The 25,711-nt window shown below is 56.5% G+C and carries 26 protein-coding genes and 1 riboswitch; of the genes, 10 read left to right on the plus strand and 16 right to left on the minus strand.

All coding sequences use genetic code 11. The features are described from left to right. Positions 1-105 precede the first annotated feature (105 nt). Positions 106-1,014 carry a uridine diphosphate-N-acetylglucosamine-binding protein YvcK gene (gene yvcK, locus ACOT1A_RS10595; protein WP_023299636.1) on the minus strand — a complete coding sequence of 303 codons (909 nt, stop codon included), beginning with the start codon at positions 1,012-1,014 and terminating at the stop codon, positions 106-108. 226 nt (positions 1,015-1,240) lie between these two features. Next, positions 1,241-1,374: riboswitch (molybdenum cofactor riboswitch) on the plus strand. On the opposite strand from yvcK, the gene moaA reads away from it, so the two are divergent. The 6 genes from moaA to ACOT1A_RS10625 all read left to right on the plus strand — a co-directional run bounded on the left by moaA (position 1,362) and on the right by ACOT1A_RS10625 (position 4,835). Continuing rightward, positions 1,362-2,351, plus strand: coding sequence for a GTP 3',8-cyclase MoaA (moaA, locus tag ACOT1A_RS10600; RefSeq protein ID WP_276170471.1), 990 nt, complete (start codon positions 1,362-1,364; stop codon positions 2,349-2,351). Its footprint overlaps the riboswitch before it by 13 nt. A gap of 24 nt (positions 2,352-2,375) precedes the next feature. Next, positions 2,376-2,888, plus strand: a complete 513-nt coding sequence (moaB, locus tag ACOT1A_RS10605; RefSeq protein ID WP_022647501.1) for a molybdenum cofactor biosynthesis protein B — start codon at positions 2,376-2,378, stop codon at positions 2,886-2,888. A 3-nt stretch (positions 2,889-2,891) separates the two neighbouring features. Next, complete coding sequence (moaC, locus tag ACOT1A_RS10610; RefSeq protein WP_006809528.1) at positions 2,892-3,377, plus strand: cyclic pyranopterin monophosphate synthase MoaC; 486 nt, start codon at positions 2,892-2,894, stop codon at positions 3,375-3,377. Then, positions 3,370-3,615, plus strand: a complete 246-nt coding sequence (gene moaD / locus ACOT1A_RS10615; protein ID WP_022647502.1) for a molybdopterin synthase sulfur carrier subunit — start codon at positions 3,370-3,372, stop codon at positions 3,613-3,615. Before moaC ends, moaD begins: the two co-directional genes overlap by 8 nt. A 1-nt stretch (position 3,616) precedes the next feature. Further along, positions 3,617-4,069: a molybdopterin synthase catalytic subunit MoaE gene (gene moaE, locus ACOT1A_RS10620; protein ID WP_276170472.1), complete on the plus strand. Its 453-nt coding sequence runs from the start codon at positions 3,617-3,619 to the stop codon at positions 4,067-4,069. A gap of 58 nt (positions 4,070-4,127) precedes the next feature. After that, the gene (locus ACOT1A_RS10625; protein ID WP_003858508.1) at positions 4,128-4,835 is read left to right on the plus strand and encodes a Bax inhibitor-1/YccA family protein; all 708 of its coding nucleotides are present in this window, start codon (positions 4,128-4,130) and stop codon (positions 4,833-4,835) included. A gap of 333 nt (positions 4,836-5,168) precedes the next feature. Here the strand turns inward: ACOT1A_RS10625 and ACOT1A_RS10630 are convergent, their stop codons facing one another. From ACOT1A_RS10630 to ACOT1A_RS10640, 3 genes are read right to left on the minus strand one after another with little or no spacing between them, the layout of a single operon-like run. After that, on the minus strand, positions 5,169-6,131 hold the full coding sequence (locus tag ACOT1A_RS10630) for a lysylphosphatidylglycerol synthase domain-containing protein (RefSeq protein WP_023299637.1): 963 nt from the start codon (positions 6,129-6,131) through the stop codon (positions 5,169-5,171). Further along, positions 6,131-7,369 (minus strand): cardiolipin synthase ClsB, encoded by a 1,239-nt coding sequence (clsB, locus tag ACOT1A_RS10635; RefSeq protein WP_022647504.1) that lies wholly within the window; start codon positions 7,367-7,369, stop codon positions 6,131-6,133. The genes ACOT1A_RS10630 and clsB overlap by 1 nt, the downstream gene beginning before the upstream one ends. Continuing rightward, the gene (locus ACOT1A_RS10640; RefSeq protein ID WP_022647505.1) at positions 7,366-8,127 is read right to left on the minus strand and encodes an endonuclease/exonuclease/phosphatase family protein; all 762 of its coding nucleotides are present in this window, start codon (positions 8,125-8,127) and stop codon (positions 7,366-7,368) included. Before ACOT1A_RS10640 ends, clsB begins: the two co-directional genes overlap by 4 nt. Positions 8,128-8,260: 133 nt before the next feature. Between ACOT1A_RS10640 and ACOT1A_RS10645 the strand changes: the two genes are divergently transcribed. Next, entirely contained in the window at positions 8,261-8,671 is a 411-nt protein-coding gene (locus tag ACOT1A_RS10645) for a YbhQ family protein (RefSeq protein ID WP_003858499.1), read from the plus strand. Here ACOT1A_RS10645 and ACOT1A_RS10650 read toward each other — a convergent pair. The 5 genes from ACOT1A_RS10650 to cecR are packed head-to-tail and all read right to left on the minus strand — an operon-like array spanning position 8,633 to position 14,321. Further along, on the minus strand, positions 8,633-9,739 hold the full coding sequence (locus ACOT1A_RS10650; protein ID WP_022647506.1) for an ABC transporter permease: 1,107 nt from the start codon (positions 9,737-9,739) through the stop codon (positions 8,633-8,635). The two genes, ACOT1A_RS10645 and ACOT1A_RS10650, sit on opposite strands and share 39 nt — an antisense overlap. A gap of 57 nt (positions 9,740-9,796) precedes the next feature. Beyond that, positions 9,797-10,930, minus strand: a complete 1,134-nt coding sequence (locus ACOT1A_RS10655; RefSeq protein WP_022647507.1) for an ABC transporter permease — start codon at positions 10,928-10,930, stop codon at positions 9,797-9,799. Continuing rightward, entirely contained in the window at positions 10,920-12,659 is a 1,740-nt protein-coding gene (locus ACOT1A_RS10660; protein ID WP_105322571.1) for an ATP-binding cassette domain-containing protein, read from the minus strand. The genes ACOT1A_RS10655 and ACOT1A_RS10660 overlap by 11 nt, the downstream gene beginning before the upstream one ends. Next, positions 12,652-13,647: a secretion protein HlyD gene (hlyD, locus tag ACOT1A_RS10665; RefSeq protein WP_022647509.1), complete on the minus strand. Its 996-nt coding sequence runs from the start codon at positions 13,645-13,647 to the stop codon at positions 12,652-12,654. The genes ACOT1A_RS10660 and hlyD overlap by 8 nt, the downstream gene beginning before the upstream one ends. Next, positions 13,644-14,321, minus strand: a complete 678-nt coding sequence (gene cecR / locus ACOT1A_RS10670; RefSeq protein ID WP_022647510.1) for a transcriptional regulator CecR — start codon at positions 14,319-14,321, stop codon at positions 13,644-13,646. Before cecR ends, hlyD begins: the two co-directional genes overlap by 4 nt. A gap of 204 nt (positions 14,322-14,525) precedes the next feature. On the opposite strand from cecR, the gene rhlE reads away from it, so the two are divergent. Both rhlE and dinG read left to right on the plus strand, forming a co-directional pair. Next, on the plus strand, positions 14,526-15,908 hold the full coding sequence (gene rhlE / locus ACOT1A_RS10675) for an ATP-dependent RNA helicase RhlE (protein ID WP_017693771.1): 1,383 nt from the start codon (positions 14,526-14,528) through the stop codon (positions 15,906-15,908). A gap of 96 nt (positions 15,909-16,004) precedes the next feature. Beyond that, positions 16,005-18,182, plus strand: coding sequence for an ATP-dependent DNA helicase DinG (gene dinG, locus ACOT1A_RS10680; RefSeq protein ID WP_038415719.1), 2,178 nt, complete (start codon positions 16,005-16,007; stop codon positions 18,180-18,182). Here the strand turns inward: dinG and ACOT1A_RS10685 are convergent. The 5 genes from ACOT1A_RS10685 to ACOT1A_RS10705 form a co-directional block, all read right to left on the minus strand. Next, complete coding sequence (locus tag ACOT1A_RS10685; RefSeq protein ID WP_023299643.1) at positions 18,169-18,672, minus strand: fimbrial protein; 504 nt, start codon at positions 18,670-18,672, stop codon at positions 18,169-18,171. The two genes, dinG and ACOT1A_RS10685, sit on opposite strands and share 14 nt — an antisense overlap. A 5-nt stretch (positions 18,673-18,677) precedes the next feature. After that, positions 18,678-19,667 carry a fimbrial protein gene (locus tag ACOT1A_RS10690; protein WP_022647513.1) on the minus strand — a complete coding sequence of 330 codons (990 nt, stop codon included), beginning with the start codon at positions 19,665-19,667 and terminating at the stop codon, positions 18,678-18,680. Between the two features lie 22 nt (positions 19,668-19,689). After that, on the minus strand, positions 19,690-22,233 hold the full coding sequence (locus tag ACOT1A_RS10695; RefSeq protein ID WP_139156971.1) for a fimbria/pilus outer membrane usher protein: 2,544 nt from the start codon (positions 22,231-22,233) through the stop codon (positions 19,690-19,692). Positions 22,234-22,255: 22 nt separating this feature from the next. Beyond that, a complete protein-coding gene (locus tag ACOT1A_RS10700) occupies positions 22,256-22,930 on the minus strand; it encodes a fimbrial biogenesis chaperone (RefSeq protein ID WP_105322572.1) in 675 nt (224 codons plus the stop codon). A gap of 69 nt (positions 22,931-22,999) precedes the next feature. Beyond that, positions 23,000-23,536: a fimbrial protein gene (locus tag ACOT1A_RS10705; protein ID WP_022647516.1), complete on the minus strand. Its 537-nt coding sequence runs from the start codon at positions 23,534-23,536 to the stop codon at positions 23,000-23,002. Positions 23,537-23,792: 256 nt separating this feature from the next. Between ACOT1A_RS10705 and ybiB the strand changes: the two genes are divergently transcribed. Then, a complete protein-coding gene (ybiB, locus tag ACOT1A_RS10710; protein ID WP_023305740.1) occupies positions 23,793-24,755 on the plus strand; it encodes a DNA-binding protein YbiB in 963 nt (320 codons plus the stop codon). Positions 24,756-24,871: 116 nt separating this feature from the next. On the opposite strand, the gene ybiJ is transcribed toward ybiB, so the two are convergent. Both ybiJ and ACOT1A_RS10720 read right to left on the minus strand, forming a co-directional pair. Next, positions 24,872-25,132, minus strand: coding sequence for a DUF1471 family protein YbiJ (gene ybiJ, locus ACOT1A_RS10715; protein ID WP_003858474.1), 261 nt, complete (start codon positions 25,130-25,132; stop codon positions 24,872-24,874). 285 nt (positions 25,133-25,417) lie between these two features. Continuing rightward, positions 25,418-25,684: a DksA/TraR family C4-type zinc finger protein gene (locus tag ACOT1A_RS10720; protein ID WP_022647518.1), complete on the minus strand. Its 267-nt coding sequence runs from the start codon at positions 25,682-25,684 to the stop codon at positions 25,418-25,420. Positions 25,685-25,711: the final 27 nt, after the last annotated feature.

The raw sequence follows: 25,711 nt of genomic DNA on the forward strand, positions 1-25,711 counted from the left end.
CCCGGAGGGGCGAGGGGATTGCTCAGTGCTCGCATTAATTTGTGGGGAACCCTCAGCCCAAAGGGAGAGGGCCGGGGTGAGGGCATCAGGCCGCACAAAACGAACCTAACCTAATGCCTGAATCGCCTTCTCCAGCGCCTCGCGCAGCAGATGGCGGTCGTGGCGATATTTAATATCGCTGGCTTCCAGCGGCTCTTGCACCACCACGCGATCGCCAATCCCCGACACATCTACTTTTGGCCCGACCACGACACCATCGATAATTTTCTTACCAACATACTGTTCCATCAGGTCCAGCTTATCCGCCAGCGACAGGCTTGCCGCCGCCGGACTGAGTTCGCGGCCTAAATTACCGATATAGACCATGGGCGCAGGCGTTCTGCGCAGCGCCTGCGCCAGCTCTTTCACCAGCAGGATCGGCATCAGGCTGGTATAAAAACTCCCCGGCCCAATCAGGATCAGATCGGCCTCGCCAATCGCTTCAACCGCTTCACGCGTTGCGGGTACGCTGGGGTAGGTCATCAGCTCTTTTGGCGGAAGGAGAAGCTGGTCGATATTCACTTCACCATACACTTCGTGATCATCAGCATCGATCGCCATCAAATCTACCGGCTGTTCGGACATCGGGATCAGGAACGCATCCACTTTTAGCAGGTTACGAATTAAATTGATCGCTTCCAGAGGGCGCACGCTCAGGTGATCCAGCGCCTTTAACATCAGATTTCCAAGGTTATGGCCTGAAAGTTCGCCATTTCCCCCAAAACGGTACTCAAACATCGCCGAGGCCACGCTTGGCTCAGTAATGAGCTGGTTGAGGCAGTTGCGCATATCACCCCAGGCTATCCCGCCTTCAGCACGTCGGATCCGCCCGGTTGAGCCGCCGTTGTCCGTTGTTGTCACGATGCCCGTCAGGCGTGAGCCCAGTGACGATAACGACGACATAACCCGTCCCAGACCGTGACCTCCTCCAAGAGCGACCACGCGGTCCAGATCCGCAAAAGTGCGATTGCGCATACCTATTCCTTATCCTGTTAAGCTTGCGTCACAGTAACGCAACTACTCCTAAAAGACGATGCCTCTCACAAACCATAATGACGTATATCAATGCGAAAGCGCTGTTTTTGCGTATTCTGTAGTGAAAATGCACGATAACATCGTTATGTATAAATTTATATAGCGAAAAGCGACAATGGCGAAGTGGCGATTTCCACGCTACTATCGCCATAACCACGTTTTCAAAACTGAAAACATACACTCTAGCCCTGGCGCCTGTGTCGAGAGATATGGCGCCCTGGCCGTGGCGGATTTGCCACCAGGGTACAGAAAGAAATGACTGTGCCTCCCGATCTGGAAAGGTGTACATGGCTTCACAACTTACTGATACTTTCGCGCGTAAGTTTTTCTACTTACGTTTGTCGATTACCGACGTGTGTAACTTCCGTTGCACCTACTGCCTGCCCGATGGCTACAAGCCGGGCAGCGTCACCAATAATGGCTTTCTCTCCGTGGAAGAAGTACGCCGCGTCACGCGCGCGTTCTCTGAACTCGGTACGGAAAAAGTGCGTCTTACCGGGGGAGAGCCCTCCCTGCGCCGTGATTTCCCTGACATCATTGCCGCCGTGCGTGAAAACGAACGTATCCGCCAGATAGCGGTGACCACCAACGGTTACCGCATGGCGCGTGACGTGGCGAACTGGCGCGATGCGGGGCTGACGGCGATCAACGTCAGCGTCGATAGCCTGGACGCCCGTCAGTTCCACGCCATTACCGGCCAGGATAAGTTCCAGCAGGTAATGGACGGCATCGATGCCGCGTTCACCGCCGGTTTCGACAAGGTCAAAGTCAATACCGTATTGATGCGTGATGTGAACCACCATCAGCTGGACACCTTTCTGGCGTGGATCAAACCGCGCCGCATTCAACTGCGTTTTATTGAGCTGATGGAGACCGGGGAGGGCAGCGAGCTGTTCCGTCGCCATCACATCTCCGGCATGGTCCTGCGTGACGAACTGCTGAAACGCGGCTGGATCCACCAGATCCGCCAGCGCAGCGATGGCCCGGCGCAGGTCTTTTGTCATCCGGATTATGAAGGCGAAATCGGCCTGATCATGCCCTATGAAAAAGACTTCTGTGCCAGCTGCAACCGCCTGCGCGTCTCCTCTGTTGGCAAGCTGCACCTCTGCCTGTTCGGGGATGGCGGCGTCGATCTGCGCGATTTGCTGGAAGACGACGCCCAACAGGACGCGCTTGAAGTACGCATTTCCGAGGCGCTGACGCACAAAAAGCAGACCCATTTCCTGCATCAGGGCAACACCGGCATTACTCAGAACCTGTCCTATATCGGCGGGTAATCAGGCTTTAGAAGGAACCAGAAGATGAGTCAGGTAAGCGCGGAATTTATCCCGACACGCATTGCTATTCTTACCGTTTCCGAACGTCGTGGTGAAGAGGATGATACCTCCGGCCACTGGCTGCGCGAGGCGGCACACGAAGCCGGGCACCAGATTGTTGATAAAGCGATCGTCAAAGAGAACCGTTACGCCATTCGCGCTCAGGTTTCACAGTGGATTGCGAGTGATGACGTCCAGGTTGTACTGATCACTGGCGGCACCGGCTTTACCGCAGGCGACCAGGCGCCGGAAGCGCTGCTTCCGCTGTTCGATCGCGAAGTAGAAGGCTTCGGCGAAGTGTTCCGCATGCTCTCATTTGAAGAGATTGGCACCTCTACGCTCCAGTCCCGTGCCGTCGCGGGGGTAGCGAACAAGACGCTGATCTTCGCCATGCCGGGCTCGACCAAAGCCTGCCGCACCGCGTGGGAAAACATTATTGCCCCGCAGCTGGATGCCCGTACCCGTCCGTGTAATTTCCATCCCCATTTAAAGAAATAAGCTATGTCACAACTGACCCACATAAACGCCGCTGGCGAAGCGCATATGGTGGATGTCTCCGCCAAAGCCGAAACGGTGCGCGAGGCGCGTGCTGAAGCGTTCGTCACCATGCTGCCGGAGACGCTGGCGATGATTATCGACGGTAGCCATCACAAGGGTGATGTGTTTGCCACCGCCCGCATCGCCGGTATTCAGGCCGCTAAACGCACCTGGGACCTCATCCCGCTCTGCCATCCGCTGATGCTTAGCAAAGTGGAGGTAAATTTGCAGGCGCAGCCGGAGCATAACCGCGTGCGTATCGAGTCCCTGTGCCGCTTAACCGGGAAAACCGGCGTGGAGATGGAGGCGTTGACGGCAGCCTCCGTGGCGGCGCTGACCATCTACGACATGTGTAAAGCGGTGCAGAAAGATATGGTGATTGGCCCGGTGCGTCTGCTGGCAAAAAGCGGCGGCAAATCCGGTGATTTTAAGGTGGAAAGCCATGATTAAGGTGCTCTTTTTTGCCCAGGTCCGTGAGCTGATCAATACCGACAGCCTGACGCTGGACGGCTCTTTCGAAAACGTCGCCGCCCTGCGTGCGCATCTGGCGGCGCAAAGCGACCGCTGGGCGCTGGCGCTGGATGAAGGCAAATTGCTGGCCGCCGTGAATCAGACGCTGGTGGAGTTGACCCACCCGCTGGCTGATGGGGATGAAGTGGCCTTCTTCCCGCCGGTCACAGGGGGTTGAGATGACGGAAACCCGAATTCTGGTTGGCCATGAGCGTTTTAACGTGGGCACGGAATATGACTGGCTGGCCGGGCGCGACGAAGACGGCGCGGTCGTGACCTTTACCGGGAAAGTGCGTAATCATAATCTCGGCGACAGCGTAAAAGCGCTGACGCTGGAGCACTATCCGGGAATGACCGAAAAATCGCTGGCGGCCGTTGTCGAAGAGGCGCGAGGCCGCTGGCCGCTGGGGCGCGTTACGGTTATCCATCGCATCGGCGAAATGTGGCCCGGCGAAGAAATTGTGTTTGTCGGCGTCACCAGCGCCCATCGCGGGAGTGCTTTTGCGGCGGGGGAGTTCATCATGGATTACCTCAAAACTAAAGCGCCGTTCTGGAAGCGTGAAGCGACGCCGGAAGGTGAGCGCTGGGTGGAATCGCGGGACAGCGACAAACAGGCTGCCAGCCGCTGGTAACAGGTTTACGTGGATGTGTTAGTCTTAACGTGTGTGTTTACTTAATCAGGAGTGAATCATGGACCGATTTCCGCGTTCCGATTCGATAGTTCAGCAGACCCGTAGCGGGCTGCAAACCTACATGGCTCAGGTATATGGCTGGATGACGGTTGGCCTGCTGCTTACCGCGTTTATCGCGTGGTATGCGGCAAACACGCCTGAACTGATGATGTTTATCTTCTCCAGCAAAATCACCTTCTTTGGGCTGATTATTGCGCAACTGGCGCTGGTATTCGTGCTCTCCGGGCTGGTGCACAAGCTCAGTTCGGGCATGGCGACCACGCTGTTTATGCTCTATTCGGCGCTGACCGGGCTGACGCTCTCCAGTATTTTCATCGTTTACACCTACTCCTCCATTGCCAGCACCTTTGTGGTGACCGGCGGGATGTTCGGTGTGATGAGCCTGTACGGTTACACCACCAAACGTGACCTGAGCGGCTTCGGCAACATGCTGTTTATGGGGCTGATAGGGATTGTGCTGGCGTCGCTGGTGAACCTGTGGTTGAAGAGTGACGCGCTGATGTGGGCGGTGACCTATATCGGGGTGGTGATCTTCGTGGGCTTAACCGCCTACGACACCCAGAAACTGAAAAACATCGGTGAACAAATTGATGTTCGCGACAGTTCAAACCTGCGCAAATACTCGATTCTGGGCGCGCTGACGCTGTATCTGGACTTCATCAACCTGTTCCTGATGCTGCTGCGTATTTTTGGCAACCGGCGTTAGTGAGGGTGGCTCAGTCGCCACCACCCTGGCGACCCGGGCTCCCGGCGGTAAATCGCCGCTTCGCGGTGCCCTCGGCTTATTCCTTCCGGCTTATCGGGTACGGGCGGAGGCAACGTCACTGTAAAGCCGCCCTCTCGGCGCATCCCTGCGCCTCGCCCCGGCCGGAAGGCAAACGCCTCAGCGATTTACAGCCGGACCAGAGCATCGCTGACAGCCCTCAGTCATTTAGAAAGCAACTTTATTGCTTCTGCATAAAAAAATTACTGGGGATCCCTCAGCCCACAGGGAGAGGGAACAAACCCTAAAAACGGCAACGAAGTTGCCGTTTTGCTTTTATTTTGCCATCGCCTTCTCGTTCTTCGCGCGCAGCTTCTTCGCCCGACTCTCCAGCACCAGATAACAGATCGTTGCCAGCGCCAGCGGCAGGAAATAGTAGATCATGCGGTACGCGAGCAGGGCAGCGATAATCGTCCCGTGAGACACATGCTCCCCTGCAAGCAGCGCGATAAACACCGCTTCCAGTACGCCGATCCCCGCTGGAATATGCACAATCACCCCGGCAATACTGCTTACCAGCAGCACGCCCAGCACGAAGAAGTAATTCACATCTTCGCCAATCAGCAGCCAGATAATGGCCCCCATCGCCATCCAGTTGGCGCTGGAAACCACCATTTGCAGGACGGCAAACTTCCATGACGGCAGCACCAGCTTCTGCCCTTTAATGGTCATATGACGACGTTTGGCAAAGGCGCAGGCCCACAGGTAGGCGGCGATGATCAGCAGCAGTACGATGCCCAGAATGCGCAGGGTGGCCTCATCGATGTACCAGTGCGCAGGCAGCTGCACCACGCCAATGGTGAAAATCACCCCGCCGAGCAGAATATACCCCAGCCAGTTGGTGGTGATACTCAGCGAGAAAATACGCGTGATGGTGCCGCCCGGTAAGCCAAGGCGGGAGTACAGGCGATAGCGCATTCCAATCCCGCCCACCCAGGTGCTCAGCGTCAGGTTAAAGGCGTAGCAGATGAATGACACCAGCATAACCTGCCGTTTGGCAAGCTTATGCCCGCAGTAGGCGCGTCCCAACAGGTCATAGCAGCCGTACATCAGGTAGCTCACAATCACCAGGCCAACCGCCCCCAGCAGGACTGTCCGGTTGTAGTTGCGAATGACCTTCCACACCTCTTCCCAGTCCACCTTTTGGGCATACACCACCAGCAGGACCGCGACGGCAATGAAGAACAGCCAGGTCAGGATTTTTTTCGCCAGCCGCCAGCGAGGATGAGATTTCGACATCAGGTTTTCCCTCCATCTTCCGCCTCTACGCGGTCCTGGGTTTCCATTTCGGGTTGCACTGGCGGATCCACCAGCGCCAGTTTCGGCGTATGCGCGGGCAGCCAGCCCACCATGGCCGGGAAGTGGCGCAGGAAGTGGAACACCACCACACCGATGCCAACGTTCCACCAGCTGCGTTTCGGCACCATGGACTCATCCACACGCACGCAGTCTTTATTGATCAGACCCTGAAGGTTATCGCGCAGGGTCTGATTAAACTGGCGATCGTGGATGATCAGGTTCGCTTCCAGATTGAGCGATAAGCTCAGCGGATCGAGGTTGCTTGAGCCAACGGTCGCCCAGTGGTCATCCATCACGGCCACTTTGCCGTGCAGCGGGCGGCGGCGATATTCATAGATTTGCACGCCGCTTTTGACCAGATAGCGATAGAGCAGACGCGCGCCCACCTTCACAATCGGCATATCGGGCTCACCCTGGACGATGAGCTTCACGCTCACGCCGCGTCGGGCCGCGTTGCGCATGGCGTGCAAAATCCGGTAACCGGGGAAGAAATAGGCGTTGGCGATAATCACCTCGCGCTTCGCGTTCGCCAGCATCTTCAGGTAGTGACGTTCGATATCGTCCCGGTGCTCCTCGTTATCCCGCCAGACGAACAGCGCCTGCGCCTCGCCGGGCTTGCGGTTCTCTTCCGGGCGATGGCGGCGTCGCCACCAGCGGCGTGCGGCCTCTTTGCCGGGTAAGTTTTCCAGCACGAACAGCTGGATGTCCTGTACCACCGGTCCCTCAATGCGGATCGCGTAGTCCTGTTTCGCTTCGGGACCATAATCCGACATATGCTCGGCGGAGTAGTTAATGCCGCCAACGAAGGCCACCGTTTCGTCCACCACCACAATTTTGCGGTGCATTCGGCGGAACAGGTTGGTGCGCATCCCGAACAGACGCGGGCCGGGATCGTAATAGCGGAATACCACCCCTGCGGCGGTGAGCTCGTTAACAAATTCGTCGCTGAGATCCGGCGAACCATATCCGTCGAGCAGGACCTCGATTTTTATACCGCGACGAGCGGCTTGCAGCAGCGCGCTGTGCAACTGCCTGCCCACGTCGTCTTCAAACCAGATAAACGTTTCCAGAAAGACTTTCTGCTGTGCGTGGCTAATCGCCTCAAAGACCGCCGGATAAAAGTTATCGCCATTTTCCAGCAGCGTAATACGGTTACCTTCCTGCCATGTGCATTTCATAAGTGGATCTCCGCGCTGAGTGGGGCATGGTCGGAGAGATGTCGCCAGTTGAGTAAAGCCAGCGCCGTCGGGCTGCTGGCGTGGGCATTTTTTACGTAGATGCGGTCAAGGCGCAGCAGGGGGAAGCGCACCGGAAACGTCCGCGCGGGACGACCGCGTGAGCGGGTAAAAATCTCCTCCAGCCCCGCATTCACCTTCAGAGGATGGTTGGCCCGCTGTCGCCAGTCGTTAAAATCACCGGCCACTACCACGGGCTCGCCCTCCGGCAGCGCATTGGTCCAGTCTGCCAGCATCTGTAGCTGAGCCTGACGGTGGGCCTCACGCAGGCCAAGATGAACGCAGCCCACATGAATGGGAAAATCGAGCGCCGGTGGCGTGATGCGGCAGTATAACAACCCGCGTTTTTCGCTCTCGCCAACGGAGACGTCCCGGTTCTCATAATGCTCGATAGGAAAACGCGACAGCACTGCGTTACCGTGATGCCCCTCCGGGTAGACCGCATTGCGCCCGTAGGCGTAATCGCTCCACATGGTATCCGCCAGAAACTCGTAATGGGGCGTGTCGGGCCAGTTTTCGAAATGCATCGGGTGCACTTCGTGCGCGCCCATGACCTCCTGAAGGCAGACAATATCGGCGCTGACGGTGCGTACCGCGTCGCGCAGCTCCGGTAAAATGAAGCGGCGGTTAAATGCTGTGAAGCCCTTATGAATATTTATCGTCAGCACCTTAAGCGAGAAATGCTGCGTTCTTTTGCTCATAAACACCTTCCTGGGTGACTATCCCGATGAAAATAAAGTGTAGTAGGCGTCACAAAAAGATGCGGCGTTACGGAATTTTCCGTAAAGTGCGGTAGTCTGAATTAGCAGAGAAAAATCCTTCAGGAGAGAAGCCATGAAGTGGCAACAACGCGTTCGTGTCGCAACCGGTTTGAGTTGCTGGCAGATAATGTTGCATTTACTGGTCGTGGCCGTACTGGTGATGGGCTGGATGAGCGGCACGCTGGTGCGTGTCGGCTTAGGGTTATGTGTGGTTTACGGCGTGACCGTGCTGTCGATGCTGTTTTTACAGCGTCACCACGACGCGCGCTGGCGTGAAGTGGGTGATGTGCTCGAAGAGCTCACCACCACCTGGTATTTTGGTGCGGCAATGATCGTCCTGTGGCTGTTGTCACGCGTGCTGCAAAACAACCTGCTGCTGGCCCTGGCGGGTCTGGCTATCCTCGCAGGGCCTGCGGTGGTGTCGTTGCTCACCAAAGAGAAAAAGCTACGCGATGTTTCGTCTAAACATCGCATAGGCCACTGAGCCCGTTGTGGCCGCGATGACCAGTAGCGGCCACAAACTTCCCCACACAATATCCAGACTCGCATCCTTCAGATAGATTTGCTTGGTGATATCCGTGAAGTGACGAATCGGGTTTATCCATGTCAGATCCTGTAACCACACCGGCATGTTCTCCACTGGTGACACGTACCCTGAAAGCAAAATCGCCGGCATCATAAAGACAAACACCCCGATAAACGCCTGCTGCTGCGTTGAGCAGAGCGCGGAAATCAGCAGCCCAAACCCCACCAGTGACAGGCCGTAAATCACCATCGTGAAGTAAAACAGCGCCAGCGATCCGGCAAACGGGATCTGGTACGCCCATATTCCCACCCCCAGCACGATGGTGGCCTGGAACGTCGCGACAATCAGTGCCGGCACCGCTTTGCCGACAAATATCTGCCAGGTAGCGAGCGGCGAGACCAGCAGCTGATCCAGCGTACCTTGCTCACGTTCGCGTGCCACGGACAGCGAGGTGACAATCATCACGCCAATAGTGGTGATCATGGCGATTAACGACGGCACCACAAACCACTTGTAGTCCAGATTCGGGTTGTACCAGTTGCGCACCACCAGCTCGCTGTTGTTGGGTTTGGGTTTGCCCGCCATCAGCTCCTGCTGGTAGTCCTTCACTACCTGCTGCAAATAGTTCGCCGCTATCTGGGCGCTGTTGGAGTTACGTCCGTCGAGGATCAGCTGCATCGGCGCGGTCTGGAAGGTGTCCAGATTGCGGGAGAAATCCGCCGGGAAGCGCACCAGCAATAATGCTTTCTGCGTGTCGATGGTGGGCTGGATCGCCTGCGGGCTTTGCAGCAGCAGGACATGGGTAAAGGCTTTGGCGCGGGCGAAACGCTGTGTCAGCTCGACGGAATGCTTGCCATTGTCTTCGTTGTAAATGGCGATGGTGGCGTTGGTGACCTCCAGCGTGGCGGCAAACGGAAACAGTACAACCTGAAGCAGCACCGGCAGCACCAGAATGGCGCGGGTCTGCGGCTCGCGCAGCAAGGATTGCAGCTCTTTGCGGATCAATGTCCATAAACGGTGAAACATCGCGTCGTCCTCCTGTCGGGTGGCGCTTGCGCTTTCCCGACCTACAAAATCCGATGGCTAATCTAATCTTCTTTTCGTTTTCATCCACGTCAGCCCGATAAACATCACCGCCGACGCCAGCAAAAACAGGGTGTTGATAATCAGCACTACCGGGATGTTCCCCGCCAGAAACAGGCTTTGCAGGGTGCTCACAAAGTAGCGTGCCGGAATGATGTAGGTCACGGCACGGATCACCGCCGGCATACTGTCAATCTGGAAGATAAAGCCGGAGAGCATGATCGACGGCAGGAAGGCGGCATTAAGCGCCACCTGCGCGGCGTTAAACTGGTTGCGGGTGATGGTGGAGATCAGCAGCCCCATTCCCAGCGTGCTGAGTAAAAACAGGCTGGTAATAAAGAACAGCACCACCAGCGAACCGCGGTACGGCACGCCAAGAATAAATACCGAGACCAGCATACAGAGTAGCATCGCCAGCATGCCGAGGAAGTAGTAGGGGATCAGCTTGCAGAGCAAAAGCTCGACGCGCGTCACTTCGGTGGAGAGCAGCGCCTCCATGGTGCCGCGCTCCCATTCGCGGGCGATCACCAGCGAGGTGAGGATCGCGCCAATCACCGTCATGATGATAGTGACCGCACCCGGGATAATAAAATGCTGGCTGATGGCGGCGGGGTTAAACCAGTAGCGCGTCTGCACGTCAATCAGCGGTTCAAACTTCTCCCCCCGGTCTTCGGCGCGCTGCATCTGCCAGAGCTGCCAGATCCCCTCCGCATAGCCCTGCACGAAGTTGGCGGTGTTCGGTTCGCTGCCGTCGGTGATCACCTGAATTGGCGCATCGGCGCCCGGGCGTGCCATGTTGGCGGCGAAATCGACCGGGATGACGATCAGACCGCGAATTTTACCGGCCTGCATTTTCTGGATCAGTTCCTGCCGGTTGTCGCTGATGGTGGCATCGATGTAGGGCGAGCCGGTCATGGCGTGGGTGAAGTCCAGCGCCTCTTCGCTCTGCTGCTCCAGCAGGATCCCAACCCGCAGCTTGCTGGAATCGAGGTTAATTCCGTAGCCAAAAATAAACAGCAGCAGCAGGGGGATCACCACCGCAATCAGCCAGCTGCTGGGGTCACGCACAATCTGCCGCGTCTCTTTGACGCACAGGGCGCGCACCCGGCGCCAGGAGAGGGCGTTACTGCGCATGAGGATTCTCCTTATCCCAGTCGTGGATGAGGGTGATAAACGCCTGCTCCATGGTCGGGTCCGGCTGTGCGTCGTCGGCGGCCTGCGCTTTCAGGTCGTCCGGCGTGCCGTGGGCAATCAGCTTGCCGCGATAGACCAGCCCGATGCGGTCGCAGTACTCTGCCTCGTCCATAAAGTGGGTGGTGACCATCACGGTCACGCCTTTTTCCACCATGCTATTGATATGCAACCAGAATTCACGGCGGGTGAGGGGATCCACGCCTGACGTAGGTTCATCAAGAAAGAGGATATCGGGCTCGTGCATCAACGAACAGGCCAGCGCCAGCCGCTGTTTGAAGCCAAGCGGCAGCGCGTCGGTAGCGTGTGAGGCGATATCGGTCAGGCCAAAGGCGTCGCACATGCGGCCGATTTTCTCGTTCTGCGCCCGTCCCCGCAGGCCGTAGACGCCGGAGAAAAATCGCAGATTTTGCTCCACCGTCAGGTTGCCGTAGAGCGAAAACTTCTGCGCCATATAGCCCAGATGCTGGCGCGCCTTGCCGGAGCTGACTTTGAGATCCATGTTCAGCACCAGCGCTTTGCCGGAGGACGGTACCAGCAGGCCGCACATCATTTTAAAGGTGGTGGATTTCCCCGCACCGTTCGGCCCGAGCAGGCCAAATATCTCGCCGTGCTTCACGGCAAAATTGACGTTATCGGTGGCGGCGAAATCGCCAAATTTTTTGGTGAGCGATTTCGCTTCAATGACCGTTTCGCCCGGCGTGCCTTCCACCGTGTGCAGAATGGCGCCAAGCGGTGATTCTGAGGTTCCCGCCCCGCCCAGCAGATCGATAAACGCATCTTCAAAGCGCGGCGCGGTCTCTGTCATGTCGATTTCAGGCATCCCCTGCGCACGCCGGATATCGTCGGCGGTGGCCTCTTTTTTGAGGATCACGCGCACCGAACGGCCCTGAATCATCCCGTCGCTCACCTGGGGCAGCTTCAGCACCCGTTGCAGCAGCTTGCGGTTGGATTCCTGCGCGCTGTGTAGCAGAAAACTGCGCCCGGCCATGGTTTGCGTCAGCTCGGTGGGCTCGCCCTGATAGAGCAGTTCGCCTTCGTTCATCAGCAGCACGTCACGGCACTGCTCTGCTTCATCAAGGTAAGAGGTACTCCAGAGGATCAGCATGCCGTCACCCGCCAGCTCGTGCACCATCTGCCACAGCTCGCGGCGGGAAATCGGGTCCACGCCGACGCCGGGTTCATCCAGCAACAGCACCTTCGGTTCGCCCACCAGCGTACAGGCCAGCCCCAGCTTCTGCTTCATCCCGCCGGAAAGTTTGCCCGCCAGCCGATCGGTGAACGGGCCGAGGGAGGTAAACGCCAGCAGACGCTCGAAGGTTTTCTGCCGGGTTTCGCCGGTAACGCTGCGCAGATCGGCATACAGGTTGAGGTTTTCCATTACCGTCAGATCTTCATACAGACCAAACTTCTGCGGCATATAGCCGAGTATGCCGTGGAGCGCCGCGTCGTCTTTGATGGGATCGAGGCCAAGCACGCTGGCGCTGCCTTCATCCGGCTTCAGCAATCCCGCCAGCATCCGCATCAGCGTGGTTTTACCCGCGCCGTCCGGCCCCACCAGCCCGGTCACATAGCCTTTCTGAATCGTACAGTTCAGCGGCGCGACCGCCGGTTTAGCCATTCCCGGGAAGCGTTTGACCAAATTATTGAGCTGGATAACCGCATCATTCATGTTGTTCCCCGTCGTTTAAGGTCACGGTAACAGGCATGCCCTGACGCAGCGCGTCGTCCGCATCGGTGACGATGATGCGCAGGCGATACACCAGGTCGGTACGCAGATCCGGGGTTTCAACGGTTTTTGGCGTGAACTCGGCCGTGGGGGAGACGAAGCCCACTTTGCCGTGATACGGCTTGTCCGGGCGACCATCGGTGTAGAGCAGCAGTTCGCGGCCCGGCTGCATCTGGCCAAGATTCGGCTCATCAATGTAAGCGCGCACCCACACCGGACGGGTTAAGGAGAGCGTTAACACGGTGCTGCCCGCGCTGAGCATGCTGCCCGGCTCCACGGCGCGGGTCATCAGCGTACCGTCAGACGGGGCGATTAACGTGGTGTCGTGCAGATCCAGCTCCGCCTGGGCTAACTGCGCCTGCGCCTGCTCAAGGCTGGCCTTCGCCTGGGCAATGTCCTGCGCGCGGTTACCGGTGCGGTACTGGCTTAACTTATCCTGGGCAGATTTCAGCGTCGCCTGCGCCTGGTCGCGGGATGAGCGCGCATTTTCCAAGTCGTTGGCGGAAATGGTGCGGCTTTTCCATAAGCCTTGCTGACGGTTATAGAAATTCTGCGCATAGTCATAGGCGGCTTTTGCCTGCTTAACGGCAGCGGCCGCCTGGGCGATCTCTTCATCACGATAGCCCGCCAGCATCAGGTCGTACTGCGCCTGTGCGACGGCGACGCCCGCTTTTGCCTGCATCAACGCGTTTTCAAACGGGGCTTTGTCCAGCATCCCCAGCGTCTGCCCGGTTTTGATGGCATCGCCTTCGTCAACGCTCAGCGAGGCCAGCCGTCCGCCGACGCGGAAGCTCATGTTCACGGTGCGGATATCCACGTTGCCGTACAGCGTCAGGCCACGATCCTGCTGGCTCTGATACCACAGCCAGCCGCCTGTTCCCGCAGCAAGCAAGACAACAACCACCAGAATGATGGCGACAGGTTTTTTCATGACTTCTGGCTCCTTTGCGTTAAGCCTTGCAGGATCAGATCAACGTGACAGGTAATGACCTGGCTAATTTGCGCGGCTTTATCCTCATCGAATTGTGTCCAGCCCGTACGTAACAGGATGGTCTCACGCCCCAGACGGAAGGCGAGCACTTCGCCCAGCAGGGCGTGGGTATGCAAAATGGTGTCCGTATCGCTGGCGTCCCGTCCGGTATAGGCGGCGATCAGCCGGGTCAGATGGCTATGCATCGGGGCGATCACCTGATCGTGCACCAGCTGGTACGCGGCAGTGGGGGAGAGCTGCTCGCGGGAGATAAATTTGCTCAGGTTCAGCGTATCGTCGTGCGTCAGCAGGCGAATCATGTTGTGACAGGCGTTAAGGATCAGCTGGCGGATGGCAACCCGGTCCGGTTCTGTCTGGCTGAACAGCGCGGTGGCTTCTTCCACGTGTGGGCGAAAGCTGGTGCCGATAAAATCCGCGATCCACTGGGCGCAGGCGAGGTATAAATCCTCTTTTGAGCCAAAATAGTAGGTAATGGCCGCAATATTCTGCCCGGCCTGCGCGGCGATATCCCGCGTGGTGGCATGCAGACCATACTCGCCAAACTGCGCCAGCGCGGCGGCGATAAGCTGACTTTTCGCCTGTTCGCCTTTGGTTGTCGTTGGGGTTGTATTCATAGCAGCATTAAAAATTAATCAATCGATTGATTAAGATTATGCCTGATTTGCGCAAACGTCGAGTCATCGCCGGGGATATTTTATGCGCCACGTCACAAAAGCTGCTACACTCCGCTCCTTCGCGACATTGTGGTTTTTGTCCTTCTATTCGTTATATCTCCCTGAAAACTACACCTGTGATGGTCGGGGCGGTTCGGAGTTTTTATGTCTTTTGATTCCCTTGGTCTGAACCCGGAAATTCTGCGCGCCATCGCAGAGCAGGGCTACGTTGAGCCAACCCCTATTCAGCAGCAGGCTATCCCGGCCGTTTTGCAGGGCCGTGACCTGATGGCAAGCGCGCAGACCGGTACCGGTAAGACCGCGGGCTTTACCCTTCCGCTGTTGGAGCTGCTGGTAAAAAACCAGCCACACGCCAAAGGCCGTCGTCCGGTGCGTGCGCTGATCCTCACCCCAACCCGCGAGCTGGCGGCCCAGATTGGTGAGAACGTGCGTGAATACAGCCGCTATCTCAACATTCGTTCGCTGGTAGTTTTCGGCGGGGTAAGCATTAACCCGCAGATGATGAAGCTGCGCGGCGGCGTGGACGTGCTGGTGGCAACCCCGGGGCGTCTGCTGGATCTGGAACACCAGAACGCGGTGAAGCTCGATAACATCGAAATTCTGGTGCTGGACGAAGCCGACCGTATGCTGGACATGGGCTTCATCCACGATATTCGTCGCGTGCTGGCGAAGCTGCCGACGCGTCGTCAGAACCTGCTCTTCTCCGCGACCTTCTCCGACGAGATCAAGGCGCTGGCGGAAAAGCTGCTGCATAACCCGCTGGAAGTGGAAGTCGCGCGCCGCAACACCGCCTCCGAGCAGGTGACGCAGCACGTGCACTTTGTAGATAAGAAGCGCAAGCGGGAACTGCTCTCCCAGATGATCGGCCAGGGCAACTGGCAGCAGGTGCTGGTCTTTACCCGCACCAAGCACGGCGCCAATCACCTGGCGGAACAGCTGAATAAAGATGGCATCCGCAGCGCGGCCATTCACGGCAACAAGAGCCAGGGCGCGCGTACCCGCGCGCTGGCAGACTTCAAGTCTGGCGACATACGCGTGCTGGTGGCAACCGACATCGCCGCACGCGGTCTGGATATCGAAGAGCTGCCGCACGTGGTGAACTACGAGCTGCCAAACGTGCCGGAAGATTACGTTCACCGTATCGGCCGTACCGGACGCGCGGCGGCAACCGGGGAAGCGCTCTCTCTGGTTTGCGTGGATGAGCACAAGCTGCTGCGCGACATCGAACGCCTGCTGAAGAAAGAGATCCCGCGTATTGAAACCCCGGGCTATGAAGTTGACCCGTCAATCAAAGCCGAGCCAATTCAGAACGGTCGTCAGGGTGGCGGGCGCGGTCAGGGCGGCGGTGGTCGCGGTCAGCAGCCGCGTCGTGCCGAAGGCGGCGCGCCGAAATCTTCGGGCAAACCGCCGCGTCGTAATAACGACAGCAAACCGGCCGGTGAAAACCCATGGCGTAGCGGCGAAGGGAAACCGGCAGGCGAGGGGCAGCGCCGACGCCGCCCGCGTAAGCCTGCTAACCCGCAGTAATCTGGAAGCCCGGTCGTAAAGCCGGGCTTTTCTTTTTGCGGCAGCGGAGAGAAAGTGCCACAATAGTGGCTGTTTATACAGTATTTCAGGTTTCCGATGGCTTTAACCGCTGCGCTCAAGGCGCAAATTGGCGCATGGTATAAGGCGCTACAACAGCAGATCCCCGATTTTATTCCCCGAGCCCCGCAGCGGCAGATGATTGCCGACGTGGCAAAAACGCTCGCCGGGGACGACGGGCGACATCTGGCGATTGAAGCCCCGACCGGCGTCGGGAAAACCCTGTCGTATCTTATTCCCGGCATTGCCATCGCGCGGGAAGAAGATAAAACGCTGGTGGTCAGTACCGCTAACGTGGCCTTGCAGGATCAGATCTTCAGCAAAGATTTGCCGCTGCTGCGCAAAATTATCCCCGATTTACGGTTTACCGCCGCCTTTGGTCGCGGGCGCTACGTCTGTCCGCGCAATCTGGCGGCTCTGGCCAGCAGTGAACCCTCCCAACAGGATCTGCTCGCGTTTCTTGATGACGAGCTGACGCCAAACAACAAGGCGGAGCAGGAGCAGTGCGCAAAGCTGAAGGCCGATCTCGACGGTTACAAGTGGGACGGCCTGCGGGATCACACCAACCAGGCGATCGGCGACGACCTGTGGCGCAGGCTCAGCACCGATAAAGCAAGCTGCCTGAACCGTAACTGTCACTACTATCGCGAGTGCCCGTTCTTTGTCGCCCGGCGTGAGATTCAGGAAGCGGAGGTGGTTGTCGCCAACCACGCGCTGGTCATGGCTGCACTGGAGAGTGAAGCGGTCCTGCCGGAGCCCAAAAACCTGCTGCTGGTGCTCGATGAAGGCCATCATCTGCCCGACGTGGCGCGAGATGCGCTGGAGATGAGCGCGGAAATTACCGCCCCGTGGTTTCGCCTGCAACTGGATCTGTTCTGCAAACTGGTGGCAACCTGCATGGAGCAGTTCCGTCCGAAAACCACGCCGCCGCTGGCGGTTCCGGAGCGGTTGAGCGAGCACTGTGAAGAGGTGTACAGCCTCATCGCCTCGCTGAATAACATCCTTAACCTGTATCTCCCCGCCACCCAGGAGGCGGAACATCGCTTTGCGATGGGTGAGTTGCCGCAGGAAGTGATGGAGATTTGCCAGCAGCTGGCGAAGCACCTGGAAAAGCTGCGCGGGCTGGCGGAGATGTTCTTAAACGATCTCAGCGAGAAAACCGGTACCCACGACGTGGTGCGTTTGCACCGCATTCTGCTGCAAATGAATCGCGCGCTGGGGATGTTTGAAGCGCAGAGCAAACTCTGGCGGCTGGCTTCGATGGCGCAGGCGTCCGGCGCGCCGGTGACTAAGTGGGCCACCCGCGAAGTACGAGACGGGCAGGGACATCTCTTCTTCCACTGCGTGGGCATCCGCGTGGCCGATCAGCTGGAAAAGCTGATCTGGCGCAGCGTGCCGCACGTGGTAGTGACGTCAGCGACTCTGCGTTCCCTGAACAGCTTTTCAAGGTTGCAGGAGATGAGCGGCCTGAAAGAGAAAGCGGGCGACCGCTTTGTGGCCCTGGACTCGCCGTTCAACCACTGTGAGCAGGGCAAGCTGGTCATTCCGCGCATGAATTATGAGCCGCTTATCGATAACGAAGAGCAGCATATTGCGGAAATGGCGGCCTACTTCCGCGAGCAGGTTGAGAGTAAAAAATACCCCGGTATGCTGGTGCTGTTTGCCAGCGGTCGGGCGATGCAACGCTTCCTGGAGCACGTCACCGATCTGCGCTTACTCCTGCTGGTGCAGGGCGATCAGCCGCGCTATCGGCTGGTGGAAACCCACCGTAAACGCATTGATAACGGCGAGCGCAGCGTGTTGGTGGGGTTACAGTCCTTTGCGGAAGGGCTTGATTTGAAAGGCGACTACCTGACGCAGGTGCATATCCATAAAATCGCCTTCCCGCCCATCGACAGCCCGGTGGTGATCACCGAAGGCGAATGGCTGAAAAGCCTTAACCGTTATCCGTTTGAAGTGCAAAGCCTGCCTGCAGCGTCGTTTAACCTGATTCAGCAGGTCGGGCGCTTGATCCGTAGCCACGGCTGCTGGGGCGAGGTGGTGATTTATGACAAACGACTGCTCACCAAAAACTACGGCCAGCGGCTGCTGAATGCGCTGCCGATCTTCCCGATTGAGCAGCCGGACGTGCCGGAAGTAAAAAAACGCCCGACAAAACTGGCTGCCGGGCGTCGAAAAAGCTTCCGTGCTAAGGGGCGCGGTCCTACTGGTAAGTGAAGGTCACCTGGATCACGCTGCTGAACGTGCCGGCAGAGATGGGCATCGAGGTGGCGTAATAGCGTGCGGCCAGCGGGAACGTGGCCGTGTGGTCTGACGGGTTTATGGCAGCGTTAAAGGCGGCCTGCGGGGCAATCAGTATCTTGTCCTGACGATCTGCCAGCTCCAGTGCCAGCCCCTTTGCGCTACCGAGATTGGCAAATTTGGTGGGATGGGTGCTGTCGGCCTGACCGTAGAAAAAGGCGGTGGCAAGCGCCAGCGTGGCCGGGCAGTGCGACACCGAAAGGGAAAAGTCCTTCCACTCGCCGGTATCGCCCACGTCTTTAAAACTACCCGATGCCGCCTGGCCTAAGTCCACCGTCAGGTTGCGGCTGGCACTGTCAATGACGCACGTGTTGGCGTAAATGTTACCCGTCATCTGGATCTGTATATCATCGGCGTGGGCCTGGGCGATCAGCCCCAGCGCGAGAATCAATGCGGTTTTTTTCATGACGTTCACTTATAAGCGAGGGTGATGGTTGCCACAGTATTGGCTGGCCCGGGGGTGACTACATTGCTGACCTGCTCGTAGCGAACCTCAAACGGGATCACCAGCGTTTCGTTGGCTACGGCCTGATTTTGGGTACTTACATAGGTACCGAAGGTGGCGAGATGGTCATCAAATAGCATTCTTACTCCGACGCCTGTAGCCATGCCGGTCTGCTGCGTGAGTTTGATCACCCCCTCAAATGCTGTGTCATATCCATTCGCGCTGGTGATTTTTAGCTCAGGCTGTACGGTTGTGTCACAGTTGACGGTGATATTAAATTTTTGAGCAGGGCTGGATAAAAAACCTACGCTGATGAAATCACTGACGGGAAAATCGCCCAAATTAACGGTGAGATTTTTCGGTAAAACGGAGCAGGTGACCTGATGAAGAATAACATTACCTGCATAGGCGATGTGGTTAGGGTTGCCGATCCCTTCATGGCCGAAAACGCCAATGCCAAATTCGGTTTGAGACTGCACCAGCGTACCGGATGTCACGGTGTCACTCGTTTTAACCAGCTCAAGCGTTATTTCAAAGCTAAAAGTCTGTGTTCCATCGGTAGAGACGTAGCCAACAGGCGTTCCACGTGAATCGCACTGCACGCCGCCAGCGCCGCTAATTCGCTGCCCGTGATCATTCATCAATGCTACGCCAATCCCCGGCACACCGGATTCGTATACCCCCCTGAGCCCTGGCATTTCCGCTCCGGTGCCGTAGTAGCAGGAGACAATCTCCAGGCCGCTGTCGGTACTCTGATCGCAATGCCCGGCAACATGAACGCTCTGCTCTGTACCCGGGATAGTTGCGCCAACTGCCAGCGTCGTCGGGACAGAAATGGATGCCACGTTGATCATTTTGGGGAGATCCGGCGTGGTGCAGGTCGCCTTCGCATGCGGCATGAATAACGCAGCGGTTCCCAGAATCAGTAAGAAAAAGCACTGTTTAATCATTTGCATAATGTTTTGCCTTTAGGGGAGATCAGTGACACTGCGCGGCAGCGTTAATGATGCTGGTTTTCGCTTTCTCATCCGTGAGCACATAGTCAGCGACGCAATGCTCGTTTGCCTCCTGTCCCCAGGAAACGCGGAGATGCCCTTGCTGTGGCAGACCCGAGAGATAGGTCTGGCCGTCATTCCCGACGATAAATTCGCTGTCCTTGTCCTCGGTGGTAACCGTTGCGCCGAACGGCAGCGGTTTACCGTTTTGCGTGAGCGTCATCAGGACGCGATTGCCCACGCGCGTCGTGAAGCTGGCGCGCACAATGGCTCCGCGGGTTGGCGTCACAATTTGTGCCGCATGGGTGACGTCGGCGTCCTCCGGCAGCGTTTCCGTATCCAGCGCAATAGTGTTGTGGCGATACGCGGTGACGAACGGTACGACGGTGTAGCCGCGGAAGTCGGTTTCAACGCCGGTCTGGTTAGTGATATGCGTGCCGTGCGTACCCGGGGCTTTCACGAGCGCAATGGTCTCACCGAGCGGCTGGCTCAGCGTGATGCCGTTTGCATGGGCAATCACGCCTCCCTGCAAGCCGACGTTCAGTGTTTGCTGATATTTATCCTGACTGACGCCACCGCTCACTTCACCGTATGTCGCTTTGTAGTCGGCGTTAACGCTGGTGGAGTTACCGCTGCCGGTGCTGCTCAGCCCCTCCTGGAGATTCCAGTTCAGGTTGTCTTCTTTCAGGGCCGTACCGTTCAGGCCGATGTTCTGCGTGGTGCCATCTTTCGTGTTGTTCAGGTTGTACGTGGCCCAGGTGTTATGCATCCAGCGCTCCAGCGGAACCGAAACGCTCAGCGAGAACTGGTTGTCGTTCGTCACCGCATTACCGTCCAGATCGCTGTCGTGGGTGTTTTTGTTCATGCTGTAGCTAAGGCTGTAGCTAACGCCGTGCCAGCTGTTGTTGTAGCTGACGCTCATGGAGGTCATGTCCTGGTTCTGGCTCCAGTAGGTTTCCTTCACCATGCTCAGCGTGACCGATCCCCAGCCTTCTGGTAGCGTCTGGTCGATGGTGGCTTCGGTACGGGCGCGGCGCTGCTGTGGCGCAGACCAGTTATCGGCGCGGGTATACGACTCCATGGTGTCGTCCAGGGTGTAAAACCCCTTGCTGTTGTAGCGATAGCCCGCAAGCGAAAAGTTGGTGCCTGAACCGGCGAAATCTTTGCTGTAGCGTACGCGCCACGATTTGCCTGTGCTGGACTGCTGTTTTTTCAGCAGGGCTCTGGCGCGAGTCACGTCAATGGAGAACGCCCCTAAATCGCCCATGTTTTTCCCGGCGCCTATCGCCTGCGACTGATAATGACTGCTCTGCTGTACGCCGCCGTAGGCCGTGAAGCCGTGGGGTAAACCATAGATGGCGCTCCCCTGAGCAAACGGGGTCTTTTCAACATCTTTGTCATAAGAACGATAACGCCCGGCAGTTACGCTGTAGCGCAGGTTTTTTTCACGCTGCAATACCGGAACGGAGGCAAACGGCACCACGAAATGACTTTCGCTGCCGTCAGTTTCTTTCACCGTGACCTGGAGGTCGCCGCTGCTGCCGGTGGGGTAGAGATCGTTAATTTCGAAGGCCCCCGGCGCGACCGTGTTCTGATAAATCACGTACCCGTTCTGGCGCACCATCACCAGCGCGTTGCTGTGGGCGGTGCCACGAATAATAGGCGCATAGCCTTTTTCGCTGTCGGGAAGCATGTCGTTATCGGATTTCAGCTCCACGCCGGTGTAAGGGACACTGTCAAAAACATCAGCAGGTGATGAGCTCTGGCCAACGGTGATATCGCTTTTCATCGCCACAATATCGCGTTGCGCATAGGTATAAACGGAGGTGAATTTCTGTTCCTCCTCATTGCCTGTGGTGCTGCGATTCCAGGTGGAATAGTTGCGAAGGCGCCATGCGCCAACGTTTAAACCCGGACGCAGGTTCACGTACTGGCTACTGCTATCCTCTTCACCCTGCTGGCGCGCATGGCTCTGGCTGGCGTTGACGCTGTAATTAAGCAGGCCCGCGTTGATCCCTTCGTCAAACTCTTTCGGGTCGATGTAACCGCGTGGCACCTGTCCGAGCGCCTTTTGCGGAATGCTCAGCAGCAGCTGCTGGTTGCGAACGTGAAAGATTGCAGATGAAGCAGGGATGACACCTAAATCGGCACACTGGCCTTTGGCCATGAGCTGAGGAAACTTTTGGGTCCTGATACCGAGGCTTTTTAACTCACCCATGCTAAAGCAAGGTTGTAACGTGTCGTTGCCCTGCGAATCTTTCTCAAGCGTAAAGGTCACGTTGCGGGTATCAATTTTATTATTATTGATAAACACCGCGACCTCATATTTCCCCGGTGCCTGGCCGGGACCTTTTTCATAGACGGACAGATCGGTTTTACCCTGCTGGGGATTATCAATATCCAGCAGGGCGGGGTTAAAATAATCATCAGCCATAACTTGCTGCGCAAAGATGGCTATTGCCAGGCCACAGAGAATGACCAGCAATGAAGACATTCGGCAGGTGAACGGCTTTTTGTGGCTGTACATGATTAATTTATTACCGGAACAATTAATGAACGGATTTCGACCAGGAATGGCTGATGCTGCCGTAATCATTAATAATGGAATACGTCATGTTTGAGCCCCCGACATTACCCGGTATGGCAAAATGTGTTTCTGATTTCGGAACAGCCCAGGTCGCTTTTGTGACTTTCTGACCGTTAAGCGTGACGGTCTGGAAATTCATATAGAAAGGCGTAGGGTTATTCACCACCAGGTCGTTACCTTCGCGATGCCATTCAAGCTTATCCGCCACATCTTCTGGTCGGCCTTTTACCGCGGACGGGCGATACAGCAATTTAATGCGGGTATTAATGGCAATTTGCAGCGTATTTACTCCCTCAACGTGTTTTGAGGAAGGGATCGCTTTGATATTCAACCAGTACAGAGATTCCCTGTCTTCCGGTAAATTTCCGCCCGTGCGTACCACGCGCAGAACGTTATCTTCTTTTGCATCCAGACGGAAAAGCGGCGGGGTGATCAGGAATGGGGCTTTGGCCGGGTTTTTACCGCCAGAATCGACCCAGGACTGTACCAGATAATCCGTCGTATCCGGGTTTGACAGGCCAAGAGATGATTCCTTTTTATCTCCTTGATAGACCAGCCGGGTACCATTAATCACGACACCCGCATGTGCAGAGGCTGCTATCAGTAAAAGAGTGCTCAGTAAATAACCGTGGCGCATAAAGATTTCTCAATAAATAGAAGAGATATTAATGCCCGCAAAAGCATTAATATCTCAGGATTGATAAGATCAGTTATAAATAACGGTGAAAGTCGATACAGAGTTGGCAGGGCCTGCGGTAATGGCGGCCTGAGTTTGAATATAACGCGCACCGAATTCCAGGTCGTTAACTGCCGTGCCGGAGGCTAAAGGATATTGCTGCGAAGGCGTATACAGAGTGACAGGCTGCCCGGAAGCATCCATCAACTGAATGGCTACACCGGTTGCCGCATCGGTATCTGGCGTTAATGCCAGCGCGGCATTATTATCCGCATCCGGGGTACCACCGAAGTTAATCGCAGCCGAGGTCACTGTTTCCGGACAATTGGTTAACTTAATATCAAACTTCGTTGATGTGCTGGTAGAGCCTGCGCCGGTAAATACCGTTTTAGACACCTTACCCAACTGAACGTTTAATGGATTACTTAATCCATTCACGACCTGGCAAGCAGAATCGATAATTTCACCGGTGAAATTAATCTGACCTTCACCGTTAGTTGCCGCAAATGCGGATGCAGAACATCCCACCGTTGCGGCGATAAAAAAACCTAATGCAACCTTGTTCATAGTTAATCCTGATGTGATTCTGGTAAAAGCGTTGCCTGGACGTTTTTACCGCTGACCCTTGATGATTTTTCGATGTTTATTTAATCAAAAAAAGGGTCGCTGCGGATCTTTTGTCCCAATCACAAATAATGTAAATAGTGCTTGAGTTTAATTTTTTTATATGAAAACAGCAGGTTGATAATGATCACAAAACACTATCGGGTCTGTGTTCATCGGGCTATATTGTTAACAAGATAATGCAGTCAGGAGAAATGTCGTGGATTACCGCAAAATTATCAAAGAGGTAGGGCGTGGGAAAAACCACGCTCGCGATCTGGACCAGGAAACAGCCCGCGCGTTGTACACGCATATGCTGAATGGCGACGTGCCGGAACTGGAAATGGGCGGCATTTTGATTGCGCTGCGTATTAAAGGGGAAGGTGAGGCGGAGATGCGCGGCTTTTATGAGGCCATGCAGTCGCAGACCATGCGCTTAACCCCGCCCGTCACGAAGCCGATGCCAGTTGTGATCCCGACCTACAACGGCGCGCGTAAGCAGGCAAACCTCACGCCGCTGCTGGCTATTCTGTTGCAGAAACTCGGTTTCCCGGTAGTAGTGCATGGCGTGAGCGAAGATCCGACGCGCGTGCTGACAGAAACCATCCTGGCGTTGTTAGGTATTGAACCGACCCTCCATGCCGGTCAGGCACAGGCAAAGCTGGAGGGGAATCAGCCGGTCTATATCCCCGTTAGCGCGCTCTGCCCACCGCTGGAAAAGCAGCTGGACATGCGCTGGCGCATGGGCGTACGTAACAGCGCTCACACCCTGGCGAAGCTGGCGACGCCGTTTGCCGAAGACGCCGCGCTGCGTCTTTCCAGCGTCTCCCATCCGGAATACGTGACGCGAGTCGGGCAATTCTTTGCCGAAATCGGTGGACGCGCGCTGCTGATGCACGGTACAGAAGGCGAGGTTTACGCCAACCCGCAGCGTTGTCCACAGCTGATGCTGATTGAGCCCGCCGGGACGCGGGTCGTTGTCGAACGTGGGGAAGAGAACAGAGATGCGATCCTGCCTGAGTCGAAAGATCCGCAGGTCACCGCGCGCTGGATTGTGCAGTGTCTGGCCGGGAAGGTGCCGGTTCCGCAGTCAATCAAGCTGCAAATGGCCTGCTGCCTGCTGGCTGCAGGGGAAGTCGAGTCCGTGGAAGCCGGGTTGCAGCGCGTGGCGCAGTCATTTTAAGCAAAAAAAAGCCCGTCCAGTGGCGGACGGGCAAACAAGGGTAACAACAACAGGGTCAATGAGGGTTGGAGCATCTCACCAGAGGGTATGGCGAGGGTGGAGCATAATTTGTTCGATTACTTGTAGATAACCGCAGTACCGCTCAGTTTGTTATTACCGTTAGTGGAAGTGATGGTGTATCCACTTGCGCCCGCGGCGGCAGCTTTTTCAGCCAGTTTTGCTTCCAGACCGTCCAGCGTGGTCGCGCCTTCAGCACTCACCACACCGATTTTGTTCAGATCCTGTGCCTGAGTAGAGGAGACTGGCTCTACAGCGAAAGCGCCGAAAGACAGAGCGGACAGGGCAACAGCGGCAACAGCATATTTGATGGTTTTCATAGGTCAATTCTCGCAGGTTATTCTGTTAAGGGGACGATGTTCCGTCGATGTGATAAGTATCACGCTTTTTAGCGGAAGATAAAATCGAAGAGAATTGACGTGGTTGGTCAAAAAAATTGAATGACAAATAACTTATTGATTATTAATAAAATCAGAAGCGCAATTGACACTTCTTGCGGATACGCTTTACAGACACAATCAGAAGGGCACGTTTTGCTACGCGCTTCGCTGAAAGTCGTGAGCGTAAAGTAAACTGTTGGTGCGGTTAACTACGGTAAAGGAAAGTCAACGTAACTGGCTGTCTTTCGATCCTCTACGATTATATCCTGAATGTGAAGCATTTTTTGAATCTTTCTCCTGCTGACAGGTGATGCAAAGCCGCACCCCGGGAATGGCTTTACGTCGTGCCTCAGGAATGGGATCCCCGCACTCTTCGCATTCCGTCAAACTTTCGCCGCGCGGAATTTCACCGCGAGCACGCGCAACCGCATCTTCAATGGTACTGTTGATCTGTTCGTTAACGGCGTCGTCATTCGCCCAGCCGGAAGCCATGATGTTCTCCTGAAAGGGTCAAGTCAT

It is taken from the genome of Enterobacter cloacae complex sp. SYL003, assembly GCF_049236925.1.
In the GTDB taxonomy this organism is placed as follows: domain Bacteria; phylum Pseudomonadota; class Gammaproteobacteria; order Enterobacterales; family Enterobacteriaceae; genus Enterobacter; species Enterobacter intestinihominis.